Origin of the sequence: Actinoplanes sp. NPDC051859, assembly GCF_044452725.1 — a bacterium.
In the GTDB taxonomy this organism is placed as follows: domain Bacteria; phylum Actinomycetota; class Actinomycetes; order Mycobacteriales; family Micromonosporaceae; genus Actinoplanes.
The window spans coordinates 1-20,718 of record NZ_JBITBX010000005.1; the positions used below are offsets into that span (position 1 = coordinate 1).

The following is a 20,718-nucleotide window of genomic DNA, read 5'->3' on the forward strand; positions in this document are numbered from 1 at the left end:
CTCACCGGCCGCACCGCGAACATCTTCCACACCTACCACAAGGGTGACGAGCCGTTCCCGACCAAGTCGGAGATGGCGATGGCCCGTGACAAGGCTCGTCCGCGGGTGCTGCTGATGAACTGGAAAATCGCGTACGGCTCGTCCTGGGCGAAGGTGGCTAAGGGTGAGCAGGACCAGCGCATCGACCGCTTCGCCGCCCGCATCAAGAGCAGCTTCCCGGAGAAGTTTTTCCTGGTGCTGAACCACGAGCCGGAGAACGACGTCGTCGCGAAGAAGGGGTCGGGCTGGGAGGCCAAGGACTTCGCCGCGATGTACCGGCACACCATTCAGCGGCTGCGGGCGCAGGGTATCGACAATGCGATCAACGTGATGGCGTACATGGGTAATGAGAAGTGGATGGCGCAGTCCTGGTGGAAGGACCTGTACCCGGGCGACGACGTCGTGGACTGGATGGGCCTGGACTCCTACGTCAGTGCGGAGAAGGGCTACTACCACTACGGCATGTTCGGTGACCTGCTCGACCGTAAGGCGAAGAACGGACCCACGTTCTACGACTGGGCCACCACGCAGCACGCGTCGAAGCCGTTGATGATTGCTGAGTGGGGTGTCTACCACCGGGTCGGTAAGCGCACCGACAAGGTTGCCGGGTTCAACAGTGTGATTCCGGAGCTGGTGAAGCGGCCGAACATCAAGGCCATCGTCTACTTCGACACCGCCAAGGACGACCAAGGCGACCGCGACATCTCCGTCAACTCCACGAAGGCCAGCCTGACCGCGTTCAAAATCCTCGCCGCTAACCCGATCTTCAACGTCACGATCAGCTGACCACACACCACGACAAAGGCCGCCCGGCACACCACCGGGCGGCTTTGTCGTGTCCGGGCACACGCGGATCAGGGCCCGACTGATCCCGCCGAATTCGAGAGCGTTCCTTATTTCCCACCGGGGTGTTTCAGCGGCCGCGCATCCGAGCCACCGACTCGCCCTCCCCGTCGGTGGTCGACACCGCCACGGCGCGGGCCTGGCTGGACGCGGAACGGCAGAACCTGGTCGCCAGTTGCGCGTACGCGGCGACCCACGGGTTGCCCGGCCACGCCACACGTCTGTCGGCCACCCTCGCGCTCTACCTGGACTTCGGTGGTCACTTTGCCGACGCCCTCACCATGCACAGCCATGCCCGGAACGCGGCCAACAGCTGCCTGGACTGGCCCGCGAAGCCGCACGCGTGGGCGAACCTCGGGCCCAGCCTCAGCGGGCTGGGACGGCACGCCCAGGCCGCCGAACATCTCGAACGCGCCCTCGTCATCTGCCGATCGATCGGGTTCCGCGCGGTGCTGCCCGCGCACTGAACAACCTCGCGTACGTCCATTGCAGGTGGGGCCACTATGCGCAGTCCGCCGACTATGAGCCTCGCCATCTTCCGCGAGACCGGCAACCGGCTCGGGTAAGCGGACGCGTTGCACACCCTCGGCATCGTCCACCGGCAGCAGGGCCGCTACGACGAGGCTGCGGACCACTCCCAGCAAGCCCTGCACCTCTATCACGAGCTTCGCGATCCGTTGGGGAAGGCGATGCAGCTGGAAGGGCTGGGTGGCGTCTATGCGCGGCAGGGCCATTTCCCGACCACTATCGCCCATCTGGAGCGGGCGCTACGGCTCGATCGCGAGATCGGCAATCGCCCTGGCGAGGCCGATGCATTGACCGAACTGGGCCTCGTCCACCTGCGGCAGGGCCGTCATGTGGCTGCTGTCGAGCACTACCGGCGGGCGATCGGGCTGTACCGCCAGACCGGCAGCCGGTCCGGCGAAAGCGTCGCACTCAACGGCCTCGGCGAGACATCGCACGCCGCTGGACACGTCGACGAGGCCCGCCGCCAGCACACCGCTGCGCTGGCCCTCGCCCCGCAGACCGGCGACGAATACGAACAGGCCCGCGTGCACACCGGCCTTGCCCGTGTGCACGATGCCTGCGGTGTCGCAGATCTTGCTCACCACCACTGGCAGGAGGCCGCCCGCCTCGCCGCCGGTCTCGACGTCCCCCTGGCCGAGGAGTTCGGCGGGCGAGGTGATCCGGGCCGGTTGGATCGGCTACCTGGTCCCGAGGCTGCCCATGCCGCGGTGGATGACGCGCGGGGCCGGGTCAGAAGAAATGGGGATCATCGGTGATGTCTTCGATATGCACATGCGTGTGAATCGCGGAATGTGGTGGCGCGTATGCACCGAGGAGTTCGTTGAGCTCCCGCCCGGCGGCCTCGTGCACGTGCCGGGCGACGGTGAGGAGATGGGTGCCGTAGGCGGCGACGATTTCAATGGTGACACCGTCAAGGTGGTGGCGTTGGTCGGTGGTGCAGGTGATGCGTTGCGCGGCAGCGCCGGCTACGGGGTCAATGGCGGCCTGCAAGCGCGCGACTACTACATCGCAAGCAATGAAGAAATCGCCGAGATCGTGGTGGGACCGGACGGGTGCGGATGGCCGAAATGCCCGCCGGGCGCGGTTCAGGACGTCGGCGCGCATAGCCTTCCAGCCGGCGTCGGTGTGCTGGCGCAACAATTCCGTGGCCTGTGTGAGGCGGCGTTCGCCGCTGGTGGGTTCAGTCACCGCCAACCCTCCATCGTGGTGGCCAATGTGGCACGGGCCCGCTCGAGCAGCCCGCGGACCGCGTCGGCGGTGGTAGACAGCACTGTCGCGATCTCGGGATAGGTGAGGCCTTCGATCTCCCGCAACATCCAGGCCGAACGTTGCCGCGGCGGCAGTGTCCGCAGGGCGAGATCGAGGGCGCCGAGCAGGCCGTGTTCAATGCTGCGTTGCGCCGGATCGGTCGTTGGGTCAGGCAGAAGCTCGGCGACGTCGTCGATGTCGACGTGGGGCCGGCTACCGGACGACGGTAAGTGGCGTTGGTAGGCATAGCAGCGATTCCGGGCGATGGTGAATAGCCATGTCCGTAGTGACGAGTCGCCACGGAACTGCGGGAGACCTTTCCAGGCATCGGCGAAAATTTCCTGAACGCAGTCCTCCACGACGCTCGGATCATCGAGCAGGCGGAACGCATAACGATATATCGCCGGGCCGTGTCGGCTGACGATTTCGGCGAAGGTGTCGCGATCGCCCAGGCCGGATCTCCGGGCCAGGACCTCGTCCGGGGCGCCCGCGGCAGCAGCATGCGTAGCGCCGCCGCACTCTCCGGATTCGCTCAGCACCTCACGCTCCTTCACCGATGAACACACGGCTCCGGCGCCGAGCCTGACGCGCAGATCTGATCACGGCGGTCGTCCACTTGCTACCCGCAGCGCGGTAAGAATTGCGCGCCAAAAAGTGTGATCTGGATCACATCAGATGGTGCATGACGGTTTCGCTGTCGCTTCGCTCTACACATTCGAAGGCGGCCCGACCGTACGTCGAATGAGCTGCCGATGATTTCGCTTCCAGCGAGTCGCATTTCACCAGTAGAAAGAGGAGTACGTCGTGACCGAGCCGACCCCGACCAACAACACCACCACCAAGTCACGGCCTTCGTCATCGGGTGCCCTGTCGGTACGGGAGGAGGGCCTGCAAAGCTCCCAGGGCACGACGTCCATCGCGGACACCGTGGTCAGCAAAATCGCCGGCATCGCGGCGAAGGATGTCTCCGGGGTGCACACCTTGGGTGGCGGTGCGGCGCGGGTGGTCGGAGCCCTGCGTGAGCGGATCCCCGGTGGACGGGTCAACCACTCGCAGGGAGTGTCCGTCGAGGTGGGCGAGACGCAGGCAGCCGTCGACATCGAGTTGATCGCCGAGTACGGGGTGGCCATCGCCGACCTCGCCGTCGGTGTCCGCCGCAACGTGATCACCTCGGTGGAGCGAATGACCGGTCTCGAGGTCACCGAAGTCAACATCACCGTCGCGGACATCCACCTCGAGTCCGATGACGACGATGACGCCGACCGTACCCCTCGAGTGCGGTGAGCGCTCCCGAGCCCGGGCGGCCGTCCTCGCCGGGCGAGGACACAGTTATCGAGGGCGTGGTCGTCGAGCGAACGGCTGGCCCCGGGCAGGACCGAGAAGCTTCGGCAACAGCGGACGAAATCGCGCAGCGCGTGCTCGGTGTTCCCGGCGTGGTCCGATTGCACGCGGGGGCGCTGGGTGAGGTCGCCACCTATCTGCCGGGGCGCCGGGTCACCGGGGTGAAGCTGGGTACGAGCCTGGTGGAGGTGCACGTCGTCGTGTCCGCTCGAGCACCCTTGCATCCGGTCGCCCGAACTATTCATGCCGCGGTAGCTGAGGTCGTATCGCTGCCGGTGCACGTGTACATCGAAGACGTCGTCGCGCCGGCGGCCTGACTGCAGGCTTCGCGCTGATCAGAACTATTTGTCTCGTCTTGGAGTGACCATGTCCTCGTCCACTGTCGGACTCTTCGCTGGGTTGCTGCTCGCCCTGATTGCGGCCGCTGGCGGTTTCGGCTGGGTGCTACTCGCCGTGCTGTTCGCCGCCGTCGGATATGTCATCGGGGCGCACCTTGAGGGTCGCATCGACCTGTCGAATCTGCTGCCGGGACGTAGCCGTGGCTGATCGTGCGGCCCCGGCTCTCGAGGTCGGGACGTTGCTAGGCCAGGGCCGGCCCGCTTCCGGTGACCGCAGCGAGGCTGGTTATCGCGGCTCCCTGGTCATCAGGGAGAAGGCAGTGCAGCGCATCGCCGAGGCCGCTGCGCTGCATGTCGACGGTGTCGCCCCGGCAGAGGCTGGCACGAATGCGGTGACATCGGTGCTCGGGCGTGGCTACCCTCGGGTCGACTGTGATGTTGCGGGCGGTCGGGTCCGGGCGGACGTTGAGGTGATCGCCCTCTGGCCTTGTCCCGCACCGGTGGTAGCCGCCGCTGTCCGTGCCGCGGTCACTGAGCAGCTGAGCGCGCTGGCCGGCCTGCGCGTCGACGCCGTCGGCGTCACCATCGCCAAGGTGGTACGCCATCAGGATTCCAGGAGCCGAGTCCGGTGACCGATCTGCCACCGCTTCCCCGCCCATCCCAGCCGGCTATGCGCGCCGCTCGCCCAAGAACCGGCAGCGGACCCATCGGCGTCACCGGTCCCGTCTTGGCGATCCTGGTAGCCGCCGCTGGATTCGTGCTTCTGCATGACGCCCTCGCCGCCGCGAGTCTGGTGAGTGGCTCGTGGCTTGCGCCGGCTCTGGCCTTCATCGACGGAATCACTCCACTGTGGTGGATGGTCCCGCTGGGAGCTGTCGTCATCGTGCTCGGCGGATTCCTGCTGGTCGCCGGGGTACGACCGCGTTCGCGTAGATCCCTGCCGGTCGTCTCTCGAACGGGTATCCACCTGCACACCCGCGATGTGGCTCGGCTTGCTGGCAGCGCCGCCCGGGACGTCGACGGCGTACTGTCCGCTGCCGCATCGGCGAGCCGTCGCACCGTGACGGTGACTGCCCGCGCGACCGCGGCAGCCGGAATTGTCGACGCCGTCACACGGGCGGTCGATGAACGTCTGCACGCTTTGCAGGCTCCGCCGCGCGTCAAGGTCAAGGTGCGGGCCCATCCTCAGGACGGAGGGCGCTGATGCGTCGTCGCGTGCTCGGTCTCGACCGGCTCATCGCTATCCTGCTCGGTTTCGCCCTCCTCGGCGGTGGCGCCGCCCTGATCACCTGGTACACCGGTGACCTTCGGCGGATCTGGCCGGAAGCTCCTACGGAACTGTCGACCGACCTAATCCAGGACGCCACGGACCAGCCGTGGTGGCCGTGGGCGGCCGGCGGGGCCGGTAGCTTGTTGCTGCTGCTTGGCCTGTGGTGGCTGATCGCCCACCTTCCGCGCCGCAGTGTGGGAATGCTGACCCTGCCGGGCTCGAGCGGCAGTGGGCGATTGTTGCTCGATCCGGCCGGGCCGGCGACTGCCGCCGCTGAGGTCCTGGCCGACACTGTTGGCGTTCGTTCGACTCAGGGCAAGGTCATCCGGGACCGGGGCCAGCTCGTCGTCGAACTCACTGCGACCGTCGATCCCGCCGCCGATCTGGCGACGGTGATCAGCGCTGCCGACGATGTCACTGCCGATCTCGACTGCGTTCTCGGCCGCGAGGACGCCCACGCCAGAGTCCGGCTGTCGGTCGCGCGCACTCACCGGACGCAGAGACGCGTGGAGTGATCGTGGCTGACCGCCACGGGAGAGCGCGGAGCCAGGCAGGATTGGCGCATGCTGAGCGATCTCGAGCTGGCACGGCGGGCTGCCCTCGCGGGCGCGGCCGTCGCCATCCGGCACTTCGGCGCCCTTGCTGGCCTGCCCCGCGAGCTGAAGCCCGACGGCAGCGTCGTCACCGCTGCCGATCGTGACACCGAGGCTGCGATCCTCGCCGTGCTGCGGGCGGAACGCCCACAGGACACCGTGCTCGGCGAGGAGAGCGGCACGGTGCCGGGGGAGGAAGGCGAGGAGAGCGGCACGGTGCCGGGGGAAAGAGGCGCGGAGAGCGGCACAGCGCCGGGGGAGGAAGGCGCGGAGAACGGCGGGGGCGGGCGACGTCTGCGCCGATGGATTGTCGACCCGATCGATGGCACGGCACAGTTCGTGACGGGCGACCCGCGCTGGCTGGTCCTGGTCGCCCTCGAGTACGGCGGTGCCATCGTCGCCGCGGTCGCCGCGATCCCGGCGCAGGGCACGCTCTGGTGGGCGACCCGCGGCGGCGGCGCCTACCGCTCGGCCCTCGACGGTACGGGCGAACGCCGCCTCACCGTAGCCACCGACCGTCCCGAGACCCTCGACGGTGCCCGCCTGGGCGTGGTCCCGGCGCCGCCCAACTACCTCGATGCGGACCGCGTGATCGCCGCGCCGCTGGCCGAGGTTGCCACCGAGGTCGACTGGGCGGAACACGCGCCGCTGCAGGTCGCGAGTGGTGACCTTGACCTGGCCGTGCAGACCCGCGGCCAGGTCTGGGACTTCGCCGCTACGTCGCTCATCGTCACCGAGGCCGGCGGCACCTACGGCGGGGCCGACGGTGTTCGTGGACCACGCCCGGGGACCTCTCTGTTTGCGCGCAGCCCGGAATTGTGGCGAGCGGCCAGCGACGCGCTGTGGAGACAGCACACCTGACGGTGATCAGGCGCGGGCGGCGATGATGAGGGCGATCACAGCGGTCAGGGACAGCACCACGCTGGTGATGCCGAGGACGCGGCCGATGAGGGCCGGCCCCACGCCGTGGGCGCCCCGACCGCGCGTGCTGAGGACGATGGCGACGATGCCGAGGATGCCACCGATCAGGCAGAACGACAGGGGCACCGAGGCGATGCCGAGGGCCAGGGCGCCGCGGCCGGCGTTGCGGTCCGGCGGGGTCGGCGGTGCCGCGTTGCGCGGATCCCATTGCAGTCGCGGCGGCAGGTCCTGGACCTGAGCGAGCAGGTCGGAGGCGTACGTCGCCGTGCTGACCGCGACGATCCGGGTGTCGTAGTTCGTCTCGGGCAGGTGGCCTTCGGCGAGCGCCTGGTTCAGCAGGTCGATCACCTGGGTGCGGTGCACCGTACCGATGCGCTCGTCCTTCATGGTCGGCTGAACGTATCGCGCGTGCCGCCGCAGCCGCGCGGAAATCGACGGAGACCGCGCGGGCGGACGCGCCCCTCGGGGCGCGTCCGCCGATCGAGGTCAGCTCAGCGCGCGCTTGAGCAGTTTGCCCGTGGCCGTCATCGGCAGGGAGTCCACGAAGGTGATGATGCGCGGGTATTTGTAGCTTGCCATCTGCGCCTTGGACCAGGCGATCAGCTCGTCCTCGGTGACGGTCGCGCCTTCCTTGCGGATGACGTACGCCTTGATCTCCTCGCCGTGACTGGGATGCGGCACACCGATGACGGCGGCCAGCGAGACAGCCTCGTGGGTCAGCAGGGTTTCCTCGATCTCCCGCGGGTACACGTTGAAGCCGCCCCGGATGATCATGTCCTTGGCGCGGTCGACGATGTAGTAGAAGCCGTCCTTGTCGCGGCGGGCCAGGTCGCCGGTGCGGAACCAGCCGTTGTGCATGACTTCGGCGGTGGCTTCGGGGCGGTTGTAGTAGCCCCGCATGATGTTGTGGCCGCGGATGGCGATCTCGCCGATCTCGTCCGCACCTTCGACGGTGTTCCAGTTGTCGTCGACGAGGCGCACCTCGACGCCCCAGATCGGGATGCCGATGGAGCCGGGGCGCGGGTCGCTGTCCGGGTCGCTGAAGGTGGCTACCGGCGAGGTCTCGCTCAGGCCGTACCCTTCGAGGATCTGGACGCCGAAGCGGGCCTTGACCTCCTTGATGATCTCGACGGGCAGGCTGGAGCCACCGCTGACCGCGATCCGCATCGTGCGGGCGATCCGCTCGACGTCGACGCCCTCGGTGAGGGCGTTGAGCAGACCCCAGTACATCGTGGGGACGCCGGCGAAGAAGGTGACGTCCTCCTTCTGCAGCAGCTGCACCGCCCCGGCCGCGTCGAAGCGCGGCATGAGCACCAGCGTCGACGCCGAGGCGAACCCGGCGTTCATGTTGACCGTCGAGCCGAACGAGTGGAACAGCGGCAGCACCAGCAGGTGGGTATCGGTGCCGGGCCGGGTCTGGAACAGCCGGTTGCAGGTGAGCGCGTTGAGCACCAGGTTGGCGTGGCTCAGCTCGGCGCCCTTGGCCTGGCCCGTCGTGCCGCTGGTGTAGAGAATCACCGCCGGGTCGGTTTCGGCGGCCAGCACGGTCTCGAACACCGGCGACCGGCCCGCGAGCGCCCGGCCCAGCGTCTCCGTGCCCTCGATCGGCGCTGGCGCGGCCGGGTCAGCGGTGATGACGAAGAAATGCTCACAGCTCGCCGTCTCGGTGAACCCCGCGTGTCCCTCGGCGCCCATCGGCAACTCTGCTGAACCCTCGAAGCAGAAGTACGCCTTCGCCTGCGAGTCCGCCAGGTGGTACGCCACCTCACGCCCCTTGAGCAGCACGTTCAGCGGCACCACGACCGCGCCGGCCTTGAGGATGCCGTAGTAGACGATCGGGAAGTACGGCAGGTTGGGGCAGGACAGCGCCACCTTGTCGCCCGGCTGGATACCCCGGTCGACGAGCAGGGCCGCGACCTGGTTGGCGGCCGCGTTGACCTGCGCGTACGACAGCCGCTGGTCGCCCAGGACGACCGCCGCGCGCTCCGGGTAGTGGCGGGCGCTGTCCTCCAGGAACACGGAGAGGTTGAGCATGGGTGGTCTCCTCGACTGATCCGCAGTGCTGTCGTGTCGATCCCAGCATGCCGACACTCGGTCGGAAAACCCCTGTTTCGGCGCGGTTTCGCCACAGTGCCGCACCTGACTCGCAACGCCCCACCTTCTTCACCTCAAGGCCGGCTCTGCCGATGTGCAGGGTTGCCTCAGTCTGCCCGTCGCGCCGAAGGGACCGTCCGCATGTCGACCTCGGCCCCGCACGCCCGCGTTCGGGCGGTTCGGGCCAGTGCGCTGCGCAGCGCACTGGTCCCGCTGGGTGGCGTGCCGTACGTCGTGGCCACCTGGGACGGCGATCGGCGTCCGGCGATGGCAGCGGTCATCGCCGTGCTGCTCGGCATCGTTCTCGCGACCGTGGCGGCGGCGCGGGTGATCGCCCGGTCGCGGCTGCGCCGTTGGGTCCAGTTGACGACGCTGGTCGCCACGGTGGAGGCGTACGCGGTCCTGGCCTGGCTCGACGGTGGCGTTTACAGCGCCTTCGGGGCCTTGCTGCCGTTCTCGGTCCTGCTCTTCGCCGTCACCATGCCGCCGCGTCCGTTCATCGCCGCCGGTTTGTTGAGTGCCGTCGCGTACTGGGCCGTGGTGCTGACCGGCGATCCGGGGCCGCCCGGGTACGCCGTCATCTACACCATCGGCATCGCCGGGATCGGCATCGCATGCCTGCGCTACGCCGGTGCGATGGCGTCGTTGCGGCGGCGGCTCGCCGAGCAGTCCCGGATCGACCCGCTCACCCACACCCTGAACCGGCGCGGCTTCGACGAGCGCCTGTTTGCGGAACTCGCCGAGGCCGAGCGGTCCGGCGAATCGGCCGTTCTGCTGCTCATCGACCTGGACAAGTTCAAGGCGGTCAACGACACGTACGGCCACCGCGCCGGCGACGACCTGCTGGCGTTCACCGGCCGTACGCTGATCGAACAGTTGCGTGCGCACGACGCGGTCGGCCGGATCGGTGGCGACGAGTTCGCCGCGGTGCTCAGCGGCGTGGACGCGGCGGGTGCCGAAGTCGTGGTGTCCCGGCTGTACGCGGCCTTGGACGGCACTGCTGCGGCAAGCATCGGGTTCGCGTGTTACCCCGCTGAGGCGAGCACCGTCGAGGAGTTGAAGCAGCTCGCCGACGAGCGGGTCTACCAGGACAAGGCTCGGCGGAGCCGGGAGGTGCCCGCGGCCGAGGCGGTCACCCGGGCGTTGAGCGTGGGCCCGGCGCCGACGAGGGCCTCCGTGTCGCCGTTGGAGCGCCGCCGCAGGGCCATCGCGGCGGGTGGCTGGCTGGGTGTCGTCGACCCGGCCACCGGCATGATCTACGCGCTGTTCTACGCGACCGGTCATCCGCACCGGCTCGCGATGATCGTCCTGCTCGCGGTGACGATGTGCCTCGGTGCGATCGTCCGGCTCCTCGCGAACCGGCTGAGCCGCAACCCTTCGGCCGTGAAGATAGTGATGGGCTTCGCGGTGCTCCAGTTCGGCATGGCCCTCGTGCTCGTGGCACTGGACGGCGGGGTCGGCACCACGATGGCGATCGGGTTGTTCGCGCCGATGCCGTTCGTGGTGATGACGACGCCCCGGTTCGGGCGCCCGCTGGTGGGCGGGATCGCGATCGGCTATCTGCTCGTGGCGATCTTCGTCGGGACGCCGAGCATCTGGTACGCCCTCAGCCACCTCACCGGTGCGCTCGCGGTCGCCGCGGTGTGCGCCACCAAGGCCGAACAGGCTGCTCGGCAGCGCCGCAAGCTGAGCGAGCTGTCCCGGACGGACGCGCTGACCTCGGCGCTGAACCGGCGCGGCTTCACGGAGCGGTTCGCGGCCGAGCTGTCGCACGCCCGGCGCCACCACCGCGGGCTGTCCCTGCTGCTGCTCGACCTGGACGGTTTCAAGCAGGTCAACGACCAGCAGGGCCACGCGGCCGGCGACGACCTGCTGGTGTGGGTGGCCGACACGATCCGGGAGAACGTGCACTCCCACGACGTCGTCGCCCGGCTGGGCGGTGACGAGTTCGTCATCCTGCTCTCCGCGCATGACCAGCCGGCCGCCGAGGTGGCGGTGGACCTGCTGCGGTCCGCGGTGGGCGCCCGGATCGGCGTGAGTATCGGCACCGCCGAGTTGGGCCGGCACGGCACCGACTTCGAGACCCTGTACGCCCACGCCGACGCCGAGCTGTACGCCCAGAAGAGCGGCCGGTCCCGGCGCACCGAGCCGATTCGTGAAGTAAGCGAGTATCGACAGCCTTCGAAACAATAGCGCGTTCTCCTGCGCCCCTTCCGCGAGCAGGATGGCGGTAACAGCGCCAGGAAGGGAGCGTAAGCCGATGGCAGGCAACAAAGCGGTCGTCTACCAGGGCCCTGGCAAGGTGGAGGTCCGCGACACCGACTACCCGACCTACGAGATGAAAGACGGTCCCGGGGTCAACAAGGCCAACGTGGGGCGCCGGACGCCGCACGGCGCCATCCTCAAGACCGTCGCGACGAACATCTGCGGCAGTGACCAGCACATGGTGCGGGGGCGGACGACGGCCCCGGAAGGCCTCGTGCTCGGCCACGAGATCACCGGCGAGGTCGTCGACGTCGGCCGCGACGTCGAGTTCATCAAGGTCGGCGACATCTGCTCGGTGCCGTTCAACATCTCCTGCGGCCGGTGCCGCAACTGCAAGGAACGCCGGACCGGCGTGTGCCTCAACGTCAACCCGGACCGGCCGGGCTCGGCGTACGGCTACGTCGACATGGGCGGCTGGGTCGGCGGGCAGGCCGAGTACGTCCTGGTGCCGTACGCGGACTGGAACCTGCTGCCGTTCCCGGACCGGGACCAGGCCATGGACAAGATCCTCGACCTGGCGATGCTGACCGACATCTTCCCGACCGGCTACCACGGCTGCGTCAGCGCGGGCGTCACCACCGGCTCCACCGTCTACATCGCCGGTGCGGGACCGGTCGGCCTGGCCGCCGCCACCTCGGCGTTCCTGCTCGGCGCCGCGGTCGTCATCGTCGGCGACCTCAACGAGCAGCGACTCGCCCAGGCCCGCAGCTTCGGCTGCGAGACCATCGACGTGAGCCGCGGCAGCCCCGCCGACCAGGTGCAGCAGATCCTCGGCCACGACGCACCGTCGATCGGTCAGCCGCTGGTCGACGCGGCCGTCGACGCGGTCGGCTTCGAGGCGCGCGGCCACGGCGCCGACGCGGGCACCGAGATGCCGGCCACCGTGCTCAACTCGCTGATGGACATCACCCGCGCCGGCGGCGCCATCGGTGTGCCCGGCCTCTACGTCACCGGCGATCCGGGTGGCGTGGACGACGCGGCCAAGGTCGGCTCGCTGTCCATCCGGCTCGGCCTCGGCTGGGCCAAGTCACACTCGTTCGTCACCGGCCAGTGCCCGGTGATGAAGTACAACCGCGAGCTGATGATGGCGATCCTGCACGACCGCGTGCAGATCGCCAAGAACGTCAACGCCACCCCGATCCCCCTCGACCAGGCCCCGCGCGGCTACGCCGAGTTCGACGAGGGCGCCGCCCGCAAGTACGTCATCGACCCGCACGGCATGATCCGCCGCTGACCCCTTGATAAGTACGGACACAGCGCAGTCCCGCCGCCACCCGCGGCGGGACTGCGCCGTCCAGGCCGTGACGCGACTACCGGGCTTAACCGGGACATGACCCACACGTCGAGATCTTTCGATATGTTCGCAGGTGACTGATCCACGTCGGACCGACCCGGTCCGCCGACGGAAGGAACCCTGACCGTGCGACGACTACTGGTGGCGACGCTCGCCACAGTGTTGACCCTCGCCGGCACCACCGTCCCCGCCACCGCCGCGCCCGCCCCAGGCGCCCCGGGTGTCGGCGACGAGTACTTCCCCGATTACGGCAACGGCGGGTACGACGTCTCGCACTACGACGTTCGCCTGCGCTACTTCCCGGAGACCGACCAGCTCACCGGCACCACCACGATCCTCGCGAAGGCCGAGCAGGACCTCAGCTCGTTCAACCTCGACTTCGTGCTGGACGTCGCGTCGATCAAGGTGAACAACCGGCCCGCCACCTTCACCAAGCAGGGCGATCACGAGCTGGTCGTCACCCCGGCCCGGCCGGTCACGACCGGGCAGGACCTGACCGTCGTCGTGCAGTATTCCGGGGTGCCGTCGAACAAGGTCGCCGCCGGGTTCACCGCCTGGATCCGCACCCCCGACGGCGCCCTGGCCGTGGGCGAGCCGGAAGAAGCCTGGTGGTGGTTCCCGAGCAACGACCACCCGTCGGACAAGGCCACGTTCGACGTGTCCGTCGCGGTGCCGGACGGCGTCGAGGTGATCAGCAACGGCGTGCAGCCGCGCAACCCCACCCGGGAGACGCTGGGCTGGACCCGCTGGTACTGGCGTTCGGCCAAGCCGCAGGCGACCTACCTCGCGTTCATCGCCATCGGGCAGTACAGCCTCACCCGCGATGTCATGCCGGACGGCGAGCCGGTGATCAACGCGTACTCCGAGCTGCTGCCGGCCGATTTCGATGCGGCCGCGCGGTCCAGTGTGGAACGCACGGCGGAGATCACCGAGTGGCTGGGCGGCAAGTTCGGCCCGTGGCCGTTCACCGCCCGTGGCGGCCTGGTCGCGCCGCCCAGCACGTTGGGCTTCGCGCTGGAAAACCAGACCCGGCCCACGTACGGCGCCAACTTCTTCCGCGGCGGCTCGAACACCTCCGTGGTGGTGCATGAGAACGCCCACCAGTACTTCGGTGACGCGGTCTCGGTGGCGCAGTGGAAGGAGATCTGGCTCAACGAGGGCTTCGCCAGTTACGCCGAGTGGCTGTGGTCCGAGGAGCAGGGGGAGGGCACCGCCGACGAGCTGTTCGACTTCCTCTACGCCACCCAGCCCGACGACTTCTGGACGGTCAAGCCGGGCGACCCCGGCCCGGCGAACGTCTTCGACGGCGCCGTCTACGACCGGGGTGCGATGACCCTGCACCAGCTGCGCCGGACCGTGGGCGACGAGGACTTCTTCCAGATCCTGCGCACCTGGGTGGCCGACCACCGGTACGGCCACGCCACCACCGCCGAGTTCATCGCGCTGGCCGAGCAGGTCTCCGGCACGCAGCTCGACGACCTGTTCGAGGTGTGGCTCTACACCCCGCGCAAGCCGGACGTGCTGAGCCCGCTTCAGAAGGCCGGCGCCGCCAAGGCCGCCGCAACGGCGACGTCGCCGAAGGCGCCCAAGGCCCCCAAGTCCTGGGCGAAGATCCAGCAGAATCGCGAGATGCTGCACCGGCACTGAGTGCTCTGCGCGGCCCTGCGGGGAGCTACTTGCCCCGCAGGGCCTGCGTCAGCCGGTCGGCGAGATCGCGTGGCAGTTGCGCCTGACGTCCACTCAGGACCTCCGTCACGAGCTGGTGCAGCTGCTGACTGAAAGCCACATAGTGCGGCGTCACCGGCCGCAGTCGAGCCGACTCGACCGCCTCGCGCAGCAGTGGTGCGTACGGATATTTCTGCTTGATGGTTTCGTTTTCGTAGACGGTGGCCCGGGTCGCCGCGAAGCCGCCCGGATCGAACAGGATCTGCTGGCTGCGTTGGCTGGTGAGAAACTCGATCAGCGCCTGCGCGGCCCGGGGTTGGCGGGTCCGCTCCGAGATCGCCAGGTTCTGGCCGCCCAGCACGCTGTCGCCCGGCAGCCGCGCCACGTCGAACGGGACCCGGGTGCCGCCTTGCGGCTGGTCGCCGGCCCGCAGTGCCCGATAGGCGACCGGCCAGTTGCGCATGAACGGCACCCGTCCGTCCCGGAACGCGTCCCGGCTGCCGGTCTCGTCGAAGGACGTCGACTCGGGCAGCACCACCGACGGGCCTTGCCTGGCCGGAGTCAGCCGTCGCATCGCTTCGTCCCAGGCAGCCAGATCCAGGCTCACCGTGCCGTCCGCGCCGACGTCGAGCCGGCCGCCGGCAGCCCAGACCGCCTCGAGAACGTTGACGGTCAGCCCTTCGTAGCCGGCGAGCTGGCCGGTGTAGGCCGCACCGAACCCGGTCCGACCCGTCGCCTGTTCGATGTTTGCCCAGGTGAACGGTGGCTTCCAGCCTTGATCGGTGCGGTAGTAGAGCAGGCCAGCGTCCGTGTTGAACGGCAACGCCCACAGCTCGCCCGCGTAGCGGCAGGTCTGCAACGGCTTCGCCATGAACGCCGAGTCGGGCGGCTCGGCCAGCAGCGACTGGTCGATCGGGCGGATCAGCCGGCGCCCCTGCGGCGGCTCGGCAAAGAACGCCGTCCAGGCGACATCGAGGTTGAAGATGTCCGTCTCGGTGTCCTCGGCCCGGTTCGCCATCTCGAACCACTGCCCGTCCGCCGCCTGCGGCACGGTGACGATCCGGGCCGGATTGCGCGGGTGGCTGTCGTTCCACAGATTGACGAGCTGTTGGCGCTGCCCGCCCGTACTGTCGTCCTGGCCGCTGAGGATCACCAGCTCGCCGGGCTCCAGCTCGGCCGGTCCGGCGAGCGGCCCGACCAGGAACAGCGACGCCGCCAGCGCGGCGCCGGTCAGGTTGCCGGCGGCGAAGAGCCACCACGGTTTGCCGCGTACGCGCACCCGGCGGCCCTCCTTCATCCCCAGATCGTGCGGAACATTGTGGTCAGTATCGGTTCGAGGGAGCCCAGCCCGGCGTCGTAGCAGCGGCCAGCGGTGTCCGCGGTCAGCCGGCGCAATCCGGCGTCGGCGCAGGTCACGTCGCCCACCGCGATGACGGCGATGCGCACCCCGGCGGTCTGTGCCGGCGTCGGCCGCGGCTGTCCACCGGTGTCGTTGCCGTCGGTGAGCACCACCAGGGTGCGCCGCGGATCGCTGCCGCCCGGGCTCGCGCGCAGGGTCGCCGCGCCCTTCCGAACGGCCTCGTGCAGGGGAGTGCCGCCGCCCGGTCGGACCCCGGCGGTCGCCCGGCGCACGGCGGCCACCGGATCGGCGCCTGCAGCCTCGAGCGGCAGCAACTCGCGGGTGCCGTCCCCGGCAAAGGTGAGTAGCCCGATCCGGTCCCGCCCGCCGAGCCGGGTCACCGCCTGCTCCACCGCAGCGACGGCCACCTCCCACCGGGTCCGGGTCGGATCGGCGGTCACCGTGCCCATCGAGCCGGACGAGTCCAGCGCCACCAGGAACTGGCCGGGCCGCCGTGCGCGCTCGTACCGAGCGGCCACGTCGCGCCGGATGAACCCGTCCGGCTCGGGCTGTACCACCCGAGAGAACGGCCAGTCGACCAGTGCTCCGTTGTCCGGCCCCAACGGCTCACCCGCGTCGTATGCGTACGGTCGCAACCCCGTGCCCAGCAGCGCCGCTCGGCCCGGATCGGTGCGCAGCCAACGGCCGAACCAGCGCGCGTACGCCTGCGTCGGTCCCGTCTGCACCTGCCGCGGCCAGGTCAGGGTCACCACGACCTGGCGGACCGCCGGCGTGTCCGAAGGGTAGTACGCCTGCAGTTGGTCAGCGGCTCGCGGCACCGCCACCTGCGGGCAGGCGTCCCCGGCCGCGTCGCCGTGATTGAACCGGACGAGCTGCTGTTCGGTGAGGATCACGGCGGTGTCGTCGTGGCGCTGCGCCCGGCGGCACAGCAGGGTGGTCTCGTCGCCGACCGGATAGCCACCGCCGTCCAGGGCCTGTTCGATGTGTTGCTCGTAGCGGGAACGGGCCACCGCAGGGTCGATGGCACCATCGGCGTAGAGCTTCGCAGTAGCCATCCGGGCCACCGCGGAGGCGCTGAACTCGGCCCGAATCACCCCGGTGGCCCGGCTGACCTGGTCGAACAGCTCCGGCCAGGTGCGCGTGGCCCGGCGGGCTTCGGCAGCGACCGGCGCGCGCCGCGGCACTCCGAGCACGATCGGCGTCCGAGCCACCTCTTGCACGGTGGCCCCGAACCCGGGCGTGGGTGCGCCCAGCGCGGGCACGTCGGTGGCGGCGCCGGGCAGCCACACGTCCGGATGCGGCCCGATGTCGCGCAGGTACGACCGCCCGTCCGGATCCTGTCCCCAGCCCCGGGCCAGGCCGTCCGCCATCTCCTGGGCGGTGACCGGGTAGACGTACAGGTCGACCGTGCGACACCCACCGCGCTGCCCGGCCACCCAGTCCTCGAACGCCGCGGTCAGCTCCCGGTATGCGCCCAGCCCACCCGGCGCCGCCGCGACCCGCAGATGGGTGGGCGTCGGACAGTCGATGCGAGTCAGAGGGCTGTCCGCACCGACCCCGCAGCCGGAAAGCAGCAGCATCGCGAGCAGGAGGAAGATCCGCGCCAAGCCGTTGCGCTGCTTCGGCGGTTCGGGCGGTTCGGGCGGTTCGGGCGGTTGCGGTGGCCTCGCCGGCGGCTGCGTTCGCACCGGTGCGCGGCTCGGTGCCGTGGCGCGGTGCGCGATGCGCAGCATGCCCTGGAGGCGGTGCACCGAGTAGGTCGGCTGCTGGGCCACTTCGGCGCCGAGGATGCGCATCCGCGCGTCCACGTACAGGTGAAGTTCGTGGGCGTCGATCGCCCCGTCCTGGTTCAGGTCGGCGTCGCCGGTACGCAGGCCGTGCACCACGCAGCGGGTGAACAGTCCGCCGGTCTTGCCCTCGACCGCCTGCTGGATGCTGGTGGCGGCCGCGATGACCACCTGACCGCGGACGTGCGCGTCGTCCGCGGGTGGCGCGCTGGCCGCCAGGGTTTCGCTGGGGCCTGCGGCTTCGGCGGTGCCGACCGGCGGTGCGGCGACCTCCGGCGGCGGCCCGGCATGGTCGAGATCCTTGCGGTCGTCGAAGGCGCCGGCGTAACAGCAGTCCAGCAGCACGACGATGCGCCGGGCCGGGCTGGTTTCCATCTCGTGGGTGATGTCCTTGGCGGCGAGCGCCGTCACCCACAGCAGGTCGGGCACGGTGTCACTGACCGCGAAGTACAGGTTGCCCTCGTCGTTGCGGACGCCGTGCCCCGCGACATAGAGCAGCAGGATGTCATCCGGTGCGGCGTCGGCGAAGAATCGCTTGATCCGGTGTCCGGCGGTCCGGACGTCCGGGTCCTGCAAGACGGTGATCTCGAAGTTCCCGACGCGCGGATCACCGAGGACTTCCCGCAGGGCCTCGGCGTCGGCGGTGGTGCCGGGCAGCTCGGAGTACGCGGGGTGGCGGTAGTGCTCCGAGGCGAGGATCAGGGCGTGTCGGTGGGTCAGCGTCGCCTCAACTCCCGGAGGAACGCGTCGATGAGCCGCTTGCGCTCGTCGGGGGAGGCGTTGCTGATCTCGAGCTCCTTGTCACCCAGGCGGAACCGGATCAGGCTGCGGTCGTTGCCCTGCCGCTTGCGCCATTCCACGAGATAGGTGATCACCCCGCCGAGCACTTCCGGGGTGGCGATCAAAGTGAGCAGGAGCCCGCCGATCGCGAGGGCGTCCACCGACCGCCCGCCGTCCGCACCCGGGATCGCCGCCGGCTCGACCGCCACGATCTCGGGCAGGTCGTGCAGCTCCTTGATCAGCCGCTGGGCGGCCTCGTCGGAGGCCGCCGGGTCGCCGGCCACCACTGTGATGCGCGCCACCGATGTCGTCTCCACCTGTGCACCATACACAGTGGAATCAAGATCAGACTCTCCGTGATCTTCAGCGCAGGGTGGCCCGGTTGGCGGCCTCGCGCCCGGACTCCCACCCATCCTCGTTGTCGACCCGGAAACCCCGGCCGCGCACCGTACGCGGAAACGCCTGCTCGCGGGCTTGGCGTACCTGCGCCTCCCGCGATGCCAGCACCGGGAGCAGCGCATTGGTGTCGGCGGACTGGGTCAGCGCCGACTGGTCGGCTGCGGCGAGGCGTTCACCGATGCGGACCGCGTACCCGATCAAGAAGGACTGCCGGAACGACTTGAGCCGGGAGCGTCCGGCCTTGCCGCCGGGTGGTTCGTCGCGGGCCATCGCCCGATGTGCCTGCACCAGCAGCGACGCGTGCAGCAGGTCCACGGCGTCGACGTCAGCGTCGAAGCCGAACACCGTGGCGAACCCGAACTCGGGCGACCACACCACCTGGCAGCGGTTCGCCCGTGCCACCGCGTCCAGCAGTGACGCCTTCTCACTCTCGTACGGATGGTCCACCCCGATCCGGCGCGCGAACGGCACGACCTCGGTGTCCCCGGCCCCGACCAGGGCGGCGTCGAGGCTGTGTCGGGAGATCAGCTCCTGCGCCTTCGCGCTGAACGCTTCCGCCTCGGCGGGGAACGTGGTCGCCTCCGCCTTGGCGAGCAGCGCCCGCACCCGATTCAGCATCGCCTCGTTGCCCGGCACGGGTGTGGCCCGCGCGACCCGGCCCGGCGGCGGGATCAGCACGTCGATCGGCGGCAGCCCGGCCAGCACCCGCAGCGCGCCGAGAAAAGCGTCGATCAGCGCGATGCGGTCGGTCCGCCGCCGCCGGACCACCTGGGCGGGATAGTCGTCATCGGCACCCCACCAGGCCCGCGCATCCAGCTCCGCGGCCTGCGCGCGCCACCGGGGATCCACCGCCCGGGCGGCGAAACCGCGAACATGCGCGGCCAGCGCGTCGACCACGAGTGCTGCCTGCCCGGGGTCGCCGCGGCGGGCCACAGCCCGGTGCAGCTCGGCGGGCTGCCAGCCCCGGTTCACCGCGCGCGCCACGGCCTCGAACAGCGCCCGGGTCAGCACCGGATCCACCTCGGCGGCGGGGGTGACGGTCAGGAGATCCAGGCCGTCCTCGTACCCGACCTGGCCGCCCAGCACCGCGGCAACCGTCTCCTGCACCGACATCACCCGATCAGGCTAGTCGCGGCCAGCGGTGAAGAACTCGGCGAGGGGTTCGACCAGGCGGTGCGGGGCCCGGTTGATGGCGTCGTGGCCGCAGCGCGGAACGACGAGACTGCGGGCGTGGGGCATGGCGCGGGCCAGGTCCTCGTTGTTGCGGACGTAGTAACTCGGGCCGCTGCCACCGCAGGCGAGGAGGACCTCCGCGGTCACGCCGGCCCACTGCTCGGGCGGGCCGTCGTGCAGGCGGATCTGTTCCGACTCGTCCAGCGTCATCTCCAGCAGGCTGCCCATGTCGCGGCCGATGGGCGTACGCAGGAAGAGCTTGCAGATCGCCACCTGCGCGCGCAGCGGCAGCCTGGTCGCGGCCGACTGGGTGTTGATCCCCGCGCTGGTGAGCGCCATGGCGAGCGCGGTGTCGCCCGAGCGGGCCGCCGCGCGTGCTGCCGGCAGCCAGTCGGTGGGGAAGTTGCTGTTGACCGAAACTGCGCCGTCATAGAGCGCGAGCCGGGCGATCGGCAGCCGGAGCGCTGCTTGCAGGGCGAAGAAGCCACCGGCGCTGTGCCCGATGACATTGTGCGCGCCGGTGTGCGCCAGGACGGCACTCAGGTCGTCGACCTCCTGGTCGGCCGAGTATGGCTCGATGCGCGGTGGCGCGTCGGCCCGGCCACGCCGGTTGTAGAGGTGCACGGTGAACCGGTCGGCCAGCGCCGCTGCCAGCCGCCGGTATTGGTCGATCGTCACGCCGCCGCCATGCACGACGACGATGCCGGGCCCCTGCCCGGTGGAGTGCACGACGACCTGGGCGCCGTCAACCGTTCCGATCCGTTCCATCTCGCCTCCTGG

At 69.8% G+C, this 20,718-nt stretch carries 22 protein-coding genes; 13 read left to right on the top strand and 9 right to left on the bottom strand.

Going from position 1 to position 20,718, the window contains the following annotated elements; genetic code table 11:
* The 3 genes from ACIA1L_RS13995 to ACIA1L_RS14005 form a co-directional block, all read left to right on the top strand.
* Positions 1-825 (top strand): glycosyl hydrolase (locus ACIA1L_RS13995; RefSeq protein ID WP_396073066.1); only part of this gene is annotated, 825 nt, incomplete at its 5' end.
* 122 nt (positions 826-947) lie between these two features.
* On the top strand, positions 948-1,349 hold the full coding sequence (locus ACIA1L_RS14000) for a hypothetical protein (RefSeq protein WP_396073067.1): 402 nt from the start codon (positions 948-950) through the stop codon (positions 1,347-1,349).
* A 108-nt stretch (positions 1,350-1,457) separates the two neighbouring features.
* Complete coding sequence (locus tag ACIA1L_RS14005; RefSeq protein WP_396073068.1) at positions 1,458-2,165, top strand: tetratricopeptide repeat protein; 708 nt, start codon at positions 1,458-1,460, stop codon at positions 2,163-2,165.
* Here ACIA1L_RS14005 and ACIA1L_RS14010 read toward each other — a convergent pair.
* Together ACIA1L_RS14010 and ACIA1L_RS14015 are read right to left on the bottom strand one after the other, a co-directional pair.
* Entirely contained in the window at positions 2,140-2,598 is a 459-nt protein-coding gene (locus ACIA1L_RS14010) for a hypothetical protein (RefSeq protein ID WP_396073069.1), read from the bottom strand. The two genes, ACIA1L_RS14005 and ACIA1L_RS14010, sit on opposite strands and share 26 nt — an antisense overlap.
* Positions 2,595-3,197, bottom strand: coding sequence for an RNA polymerase sigma factor (locus tag ACIA1L_RS14015; RefSeq protein WP_396073070.1), 603 nt, complete (start codon positions 3,195-3,197; stop codon positions 2,595-2,597). Before ACIA1L_RS14015 ends, ACIA1L_RS14010 begins: the two co-directional genes overlap by 4 nt.
* Before the next feature lie 265 nt (positions 3,198-3,462).
* Here ACIA1L_RS14015 and ACIA1L_RS14020 point away from each other — a divergent pair, with 265 nt between their 5' ends.
* The 7 genes from ACIA1L_RS14020 (at position 3,463) to ACIA1L_RS14050 (ending at position 7,061) form a co-directional block, all read left to right on the top strand.
* A complete protein-coding gene (locus tag ACIA1L_RS14020) occupies positions 3,463-3,942 on the top strand; it encodes an Asp23/Gls24 family envelope stress response protein (protein WP_396073071.1) in 480 nt (159 codons plus the stop codon).
* Positions 3,939-4,316, top strand: coding sequence for a hypothetical protein (locus ACIA1L_RS14025; protein WP_396073072.1), 378 nt, complete (start codon positions 3,939-3,941; stop codon positions 4,314-4,316). Before ACIA1L_RS14020 ends, ACIA1L_RS14025 begins: the two co-directional genes overlap by 4 nt.
* A gap of 49 nt (positions 4,317-4,365) precedes the next feature.
* Positions 4,366-4,545: a DUF2273 domain-containing protein gene (locus tag ACIA1L_RS14030; protein ID WP_396073073.1), complete on the top strand. Its 180-nt coding sequence runs from the start codon at positions 4,366-4,368 to the stop codon at positions 4,543-4,545.
* On the top strand, positions 4,538-4,969 hold the full coding sequence (locus ACIA1L_RS14035; RefSeq protein ID WP_396073074.1) for an Asp23/Gls24 family envelope stress response protein: 432 nt from the start codon (positions 4,538-4,540) through the stop codon (positions 4,967-4,969). Before ACIA1L_RS14030 ends, ACIA1L_RS14035 begins: the two co-directional genes overlap by 8 nt.
* A 95-nt stretch (positions 4,970-5,064) precedes the next feature.
* Positions 5,065-5,541 (top strand): DUF6286 domain-containing protein, encoded by a 477-nt coding sequence (locus ACIA1L_RS14040; protein ID WP_396073075.1) that lies wholly within the window; start codon positions 5,065-5,067, stop codon positions 5,539-5,541.
* Complete coding sequence (locus tag ACIA1L_RS14045; protein ID WP_396073076.1) at positions 5,541-6,122, top strand: hypothetical protein; 582 nt, start codon at positions 5,541-5,543, stop codon at positions 6,120-6,122. The genes ACIA1L_RS14040 and ACIA1L_RS14045 overlap by 1 nt, the downstream gene beginning before the upstream one ends.
* 48 nt (positions 6,123-6,170) lie before the next feature.
* Positions 6,171-7,061, top strand: coding sequence for an inositol monophosphatase family protein (locus ACIA1L_RS14050; RefSeq protein WP_396073077.1), 891 nt, complete (start codon positions 6,171-6,173; stop codon positions 7,059-7,061).
* A gap of 6 nt (positions 7,062-7,067) precedes the next feature.
* Here the strand turns inward: ACIA1L_RS14050 and ACIA1L_RS14055 are convergent, their stop codons facing one another.
* Positions 7,068-7,508 (bottom strand): DUF1707 domain-containing protein, encoded by a 441-nt coding sequence (locus tag ACIA1L_RS14055; protein ID WP_396073078.1) that lies wholly within the window; start codon positions 7,506-7,508, stop codon positions 7,068-7,070.
* Positions 7,509-7,607: 99 nt separating this feature from the next.
* The gene (locus ACIA1L_RS14060; protein ID WP_396073079.1) at positions 7,608-9,155 is read right to left on the bottom strand and encodes a long-chain fatty acid--CoA ligase; all 1,548 of its coding nucleotides are present in this window, start codon (positions 9,153-9,155) and stop codon (positions 7,608-7,610) included.
* Between the two features lie 201 nt (positions 9,156-9,356).
* On the opposite strand from ACIA1L_RS14060, the gene ACIA1L_RS14065 reads away from it, so the two are divergent.
* From ACIA1L_RS14065 to ACIA1L_RS14075, 3 genes are all read left to right on the top strand, one after another.
* Entirely contained in the window at positions 9,357-11,408 is a 2,052-nt protein-coding gene (locus tag ACIA1L_RS14065) for a diguanylate cyclase (protein ID WP_396073080.1), read from the top strand.
* A 67-nt stretch (positions 11,409-11,475) separates the two neighbouring features.
* Positions 11,476-12,714: a formaldehyde dehydrogenase, glutathione-independent gene (gene fdhA / locus ACIA1L_RS14070; protein WP_396073081.1), complete on the top strand. Its 1,239-nt coding sequence runs from the start codon at positions 11,476-11,478 to the stop codon at positions 12,712-12,714.
* Between the two features lie 186 nt (positions 12,715-12,900).
* The gene (locus ACIA1L_RS14075; protein ID WP_396073082.1) at positions 12,901-14,421 is read left to right on the top strand and encodes a M1 family metallopeptidase; all 1,521 of its coding nucleotides are present in this window, start codon (positions 12,901-12,903) and stop codon (positions 14,419-14,421) included.
* Between the two features lie 25 nt (positions 14,422-14,446).
* Here the strand turns inward: ACIA1L_RS14075 and ACIA1L_RS14080 are convergent, their stop codons facing one another.
* From ACIA1L_RS14080 to ACIA1L_RS14100, 5 genes are read right to left on the bottom strand one after another with little or no spacing between them, the layout of a single operon-like run.
* Positions 14,447-15,736: an extracellular solute-binding protein gene (locus ACIA1L_RS14080; protein ID WP_396073083.1), complete on the bottom strand. Its 1,290-nt coding sequence runs from the start codon at positions 15,734-15,736 to the stop codon at positions 14,447-14,449.
* The gene (locus ACIA1L_RS14085; RefSeq protein ID WP_396073610.1) at positions 15,733-18,306 is read right to left on the bottom strand and encodes a caspase family protein; all 2,574 of its coding nucleotides are present in this window, start codon (positions 18,304-18,306) and stop codon (positions 15,733-15,735) included. The genes ACIA1L_RS14080 and ACIA1L_RS14085 overlap by 4 nt, the downstream gene beginning before the upstream one ends.
* Positions 18,303-18,683, bottom strand: coding sequence for a hypothetical protein (locus ACIA1L_RS14090; RefSeq protein WP_396073084.1), 381 nt, complete (start codon positions 18,681-18,683; stop codon positions 18,303-18,305). The genes ACIA1L_RS14085 and ACIA1L_RS14090 overlap by 4 nt, the downstream gene beginning before the upstream one ends.
* 46 nt (positions 18,684-18,729) lie before the next feature.
* Complete coding sequence (locus ACIA1L_RS14095) at positions 18,730-19,878, bottom strand: DUF2786 domain-containing protein (protein ID WP_396073611.1); 1,149 nt, start codon at positions 19,876-19,878, stop codon at positions 18,730-18,732.
* A 12-nt stretch (positions 19,879-19,890) separates the two neighbouring features.
* The gene (locus ACIA1L_RS14100) at positions 19,891-20,706 is read right to left on the bottom strand and encodes an alpha/beta fold hydrolase (protein WP_396073085.1); all 816 of its coding nucleotides are present in this window, start codon (positions 20,704-20,706) and stop codon (positions 19,891-19,893) included.
* Between the last annotated feature and the right edge of the window lie 12 nt (positions 20,707-20,718).

What these genes read in the sequence shown, in the direction of transcription:
- ACIA1L_RS14030 (WP_396073073.1), top strand. Translation starts at nt 4,366, where the DNA reads ATGTCCTCGTCCACTGTCGGACTCTTCGCTGGGTTGCTGCTCGCCCTG.
- ACIA1L_RS14045 (WP_396073076.1), top strand. Translation starts at nt 5,541, where the DNA reads ATGCGTCGTCGCGTGCTCGGTCTCGACCGGCTCATCGCTATCCTGCTC.
- ACIA1L_RS14050 (WP_396073077.1), top strand. Translation starts at nt 6,171, where the DNA reads ATGCTGAGCGATCTCGAGCTGGCACGGCGGGCTGCCCTCGCGGGCGCG.
- ACIA1L_RS14055 (WP_396073078.1), bottom strand. Translation starts at nt 7,508, where the DNA reads ATGAAGGACGAGCGCATCGGTACGGTGCACCGCACCCAGGTGATCGAC.
- ACIA1L_RS14060 (WP_396073079.1), bottom strand. Translation starts at nt 9,155, where the DNA reads ATGCTCAACCTCTCCGTGTTCCTGGAGGACAGCGCCCGCCACTACCCG.
- ACIA1L_RS14065 (WP_396073080.1), top strand. Translation starts at nt 9,357, where the DNA reads ATGTCGACCTCGGCCCCGCACGCCCGCGTTCGGGCGGTTCGGGCCAGT.
- fdhA (WP_396073081.1), top strand. Translation starts at nt 11,476, where the DNA reads ATGGCAGGCAACAAAGCGGTCGTCTACCAGGGCCCTGGCAAGGTGGAG.
- ACIA1L_RS14080 (WP_396073083.1), bottom strand. Translation starts at nt 15,736, where the DNA reads ATGAAGGAGGGCCGCCGGGTGCGCGTACGCGGCAAACCGTGGTGGCTC.
- ACIA1L_RS14095 (WP_396073611.1), bottom strand. Translation starts at nt 19,878, where the DNA reads ATGTCGGTGCAGGAGACGGTTGCCGCGGTGCTGGGCGGCCAGGTCGGG.
- ACIA1L_RS14100 (WP_396073085.1), bottom strand. Translation starts at nt 20,706, where the DNA reads ATGGAACGGATCGGAACGGTTGACGGCGCCCAGGTCGTCGTGCACTCC.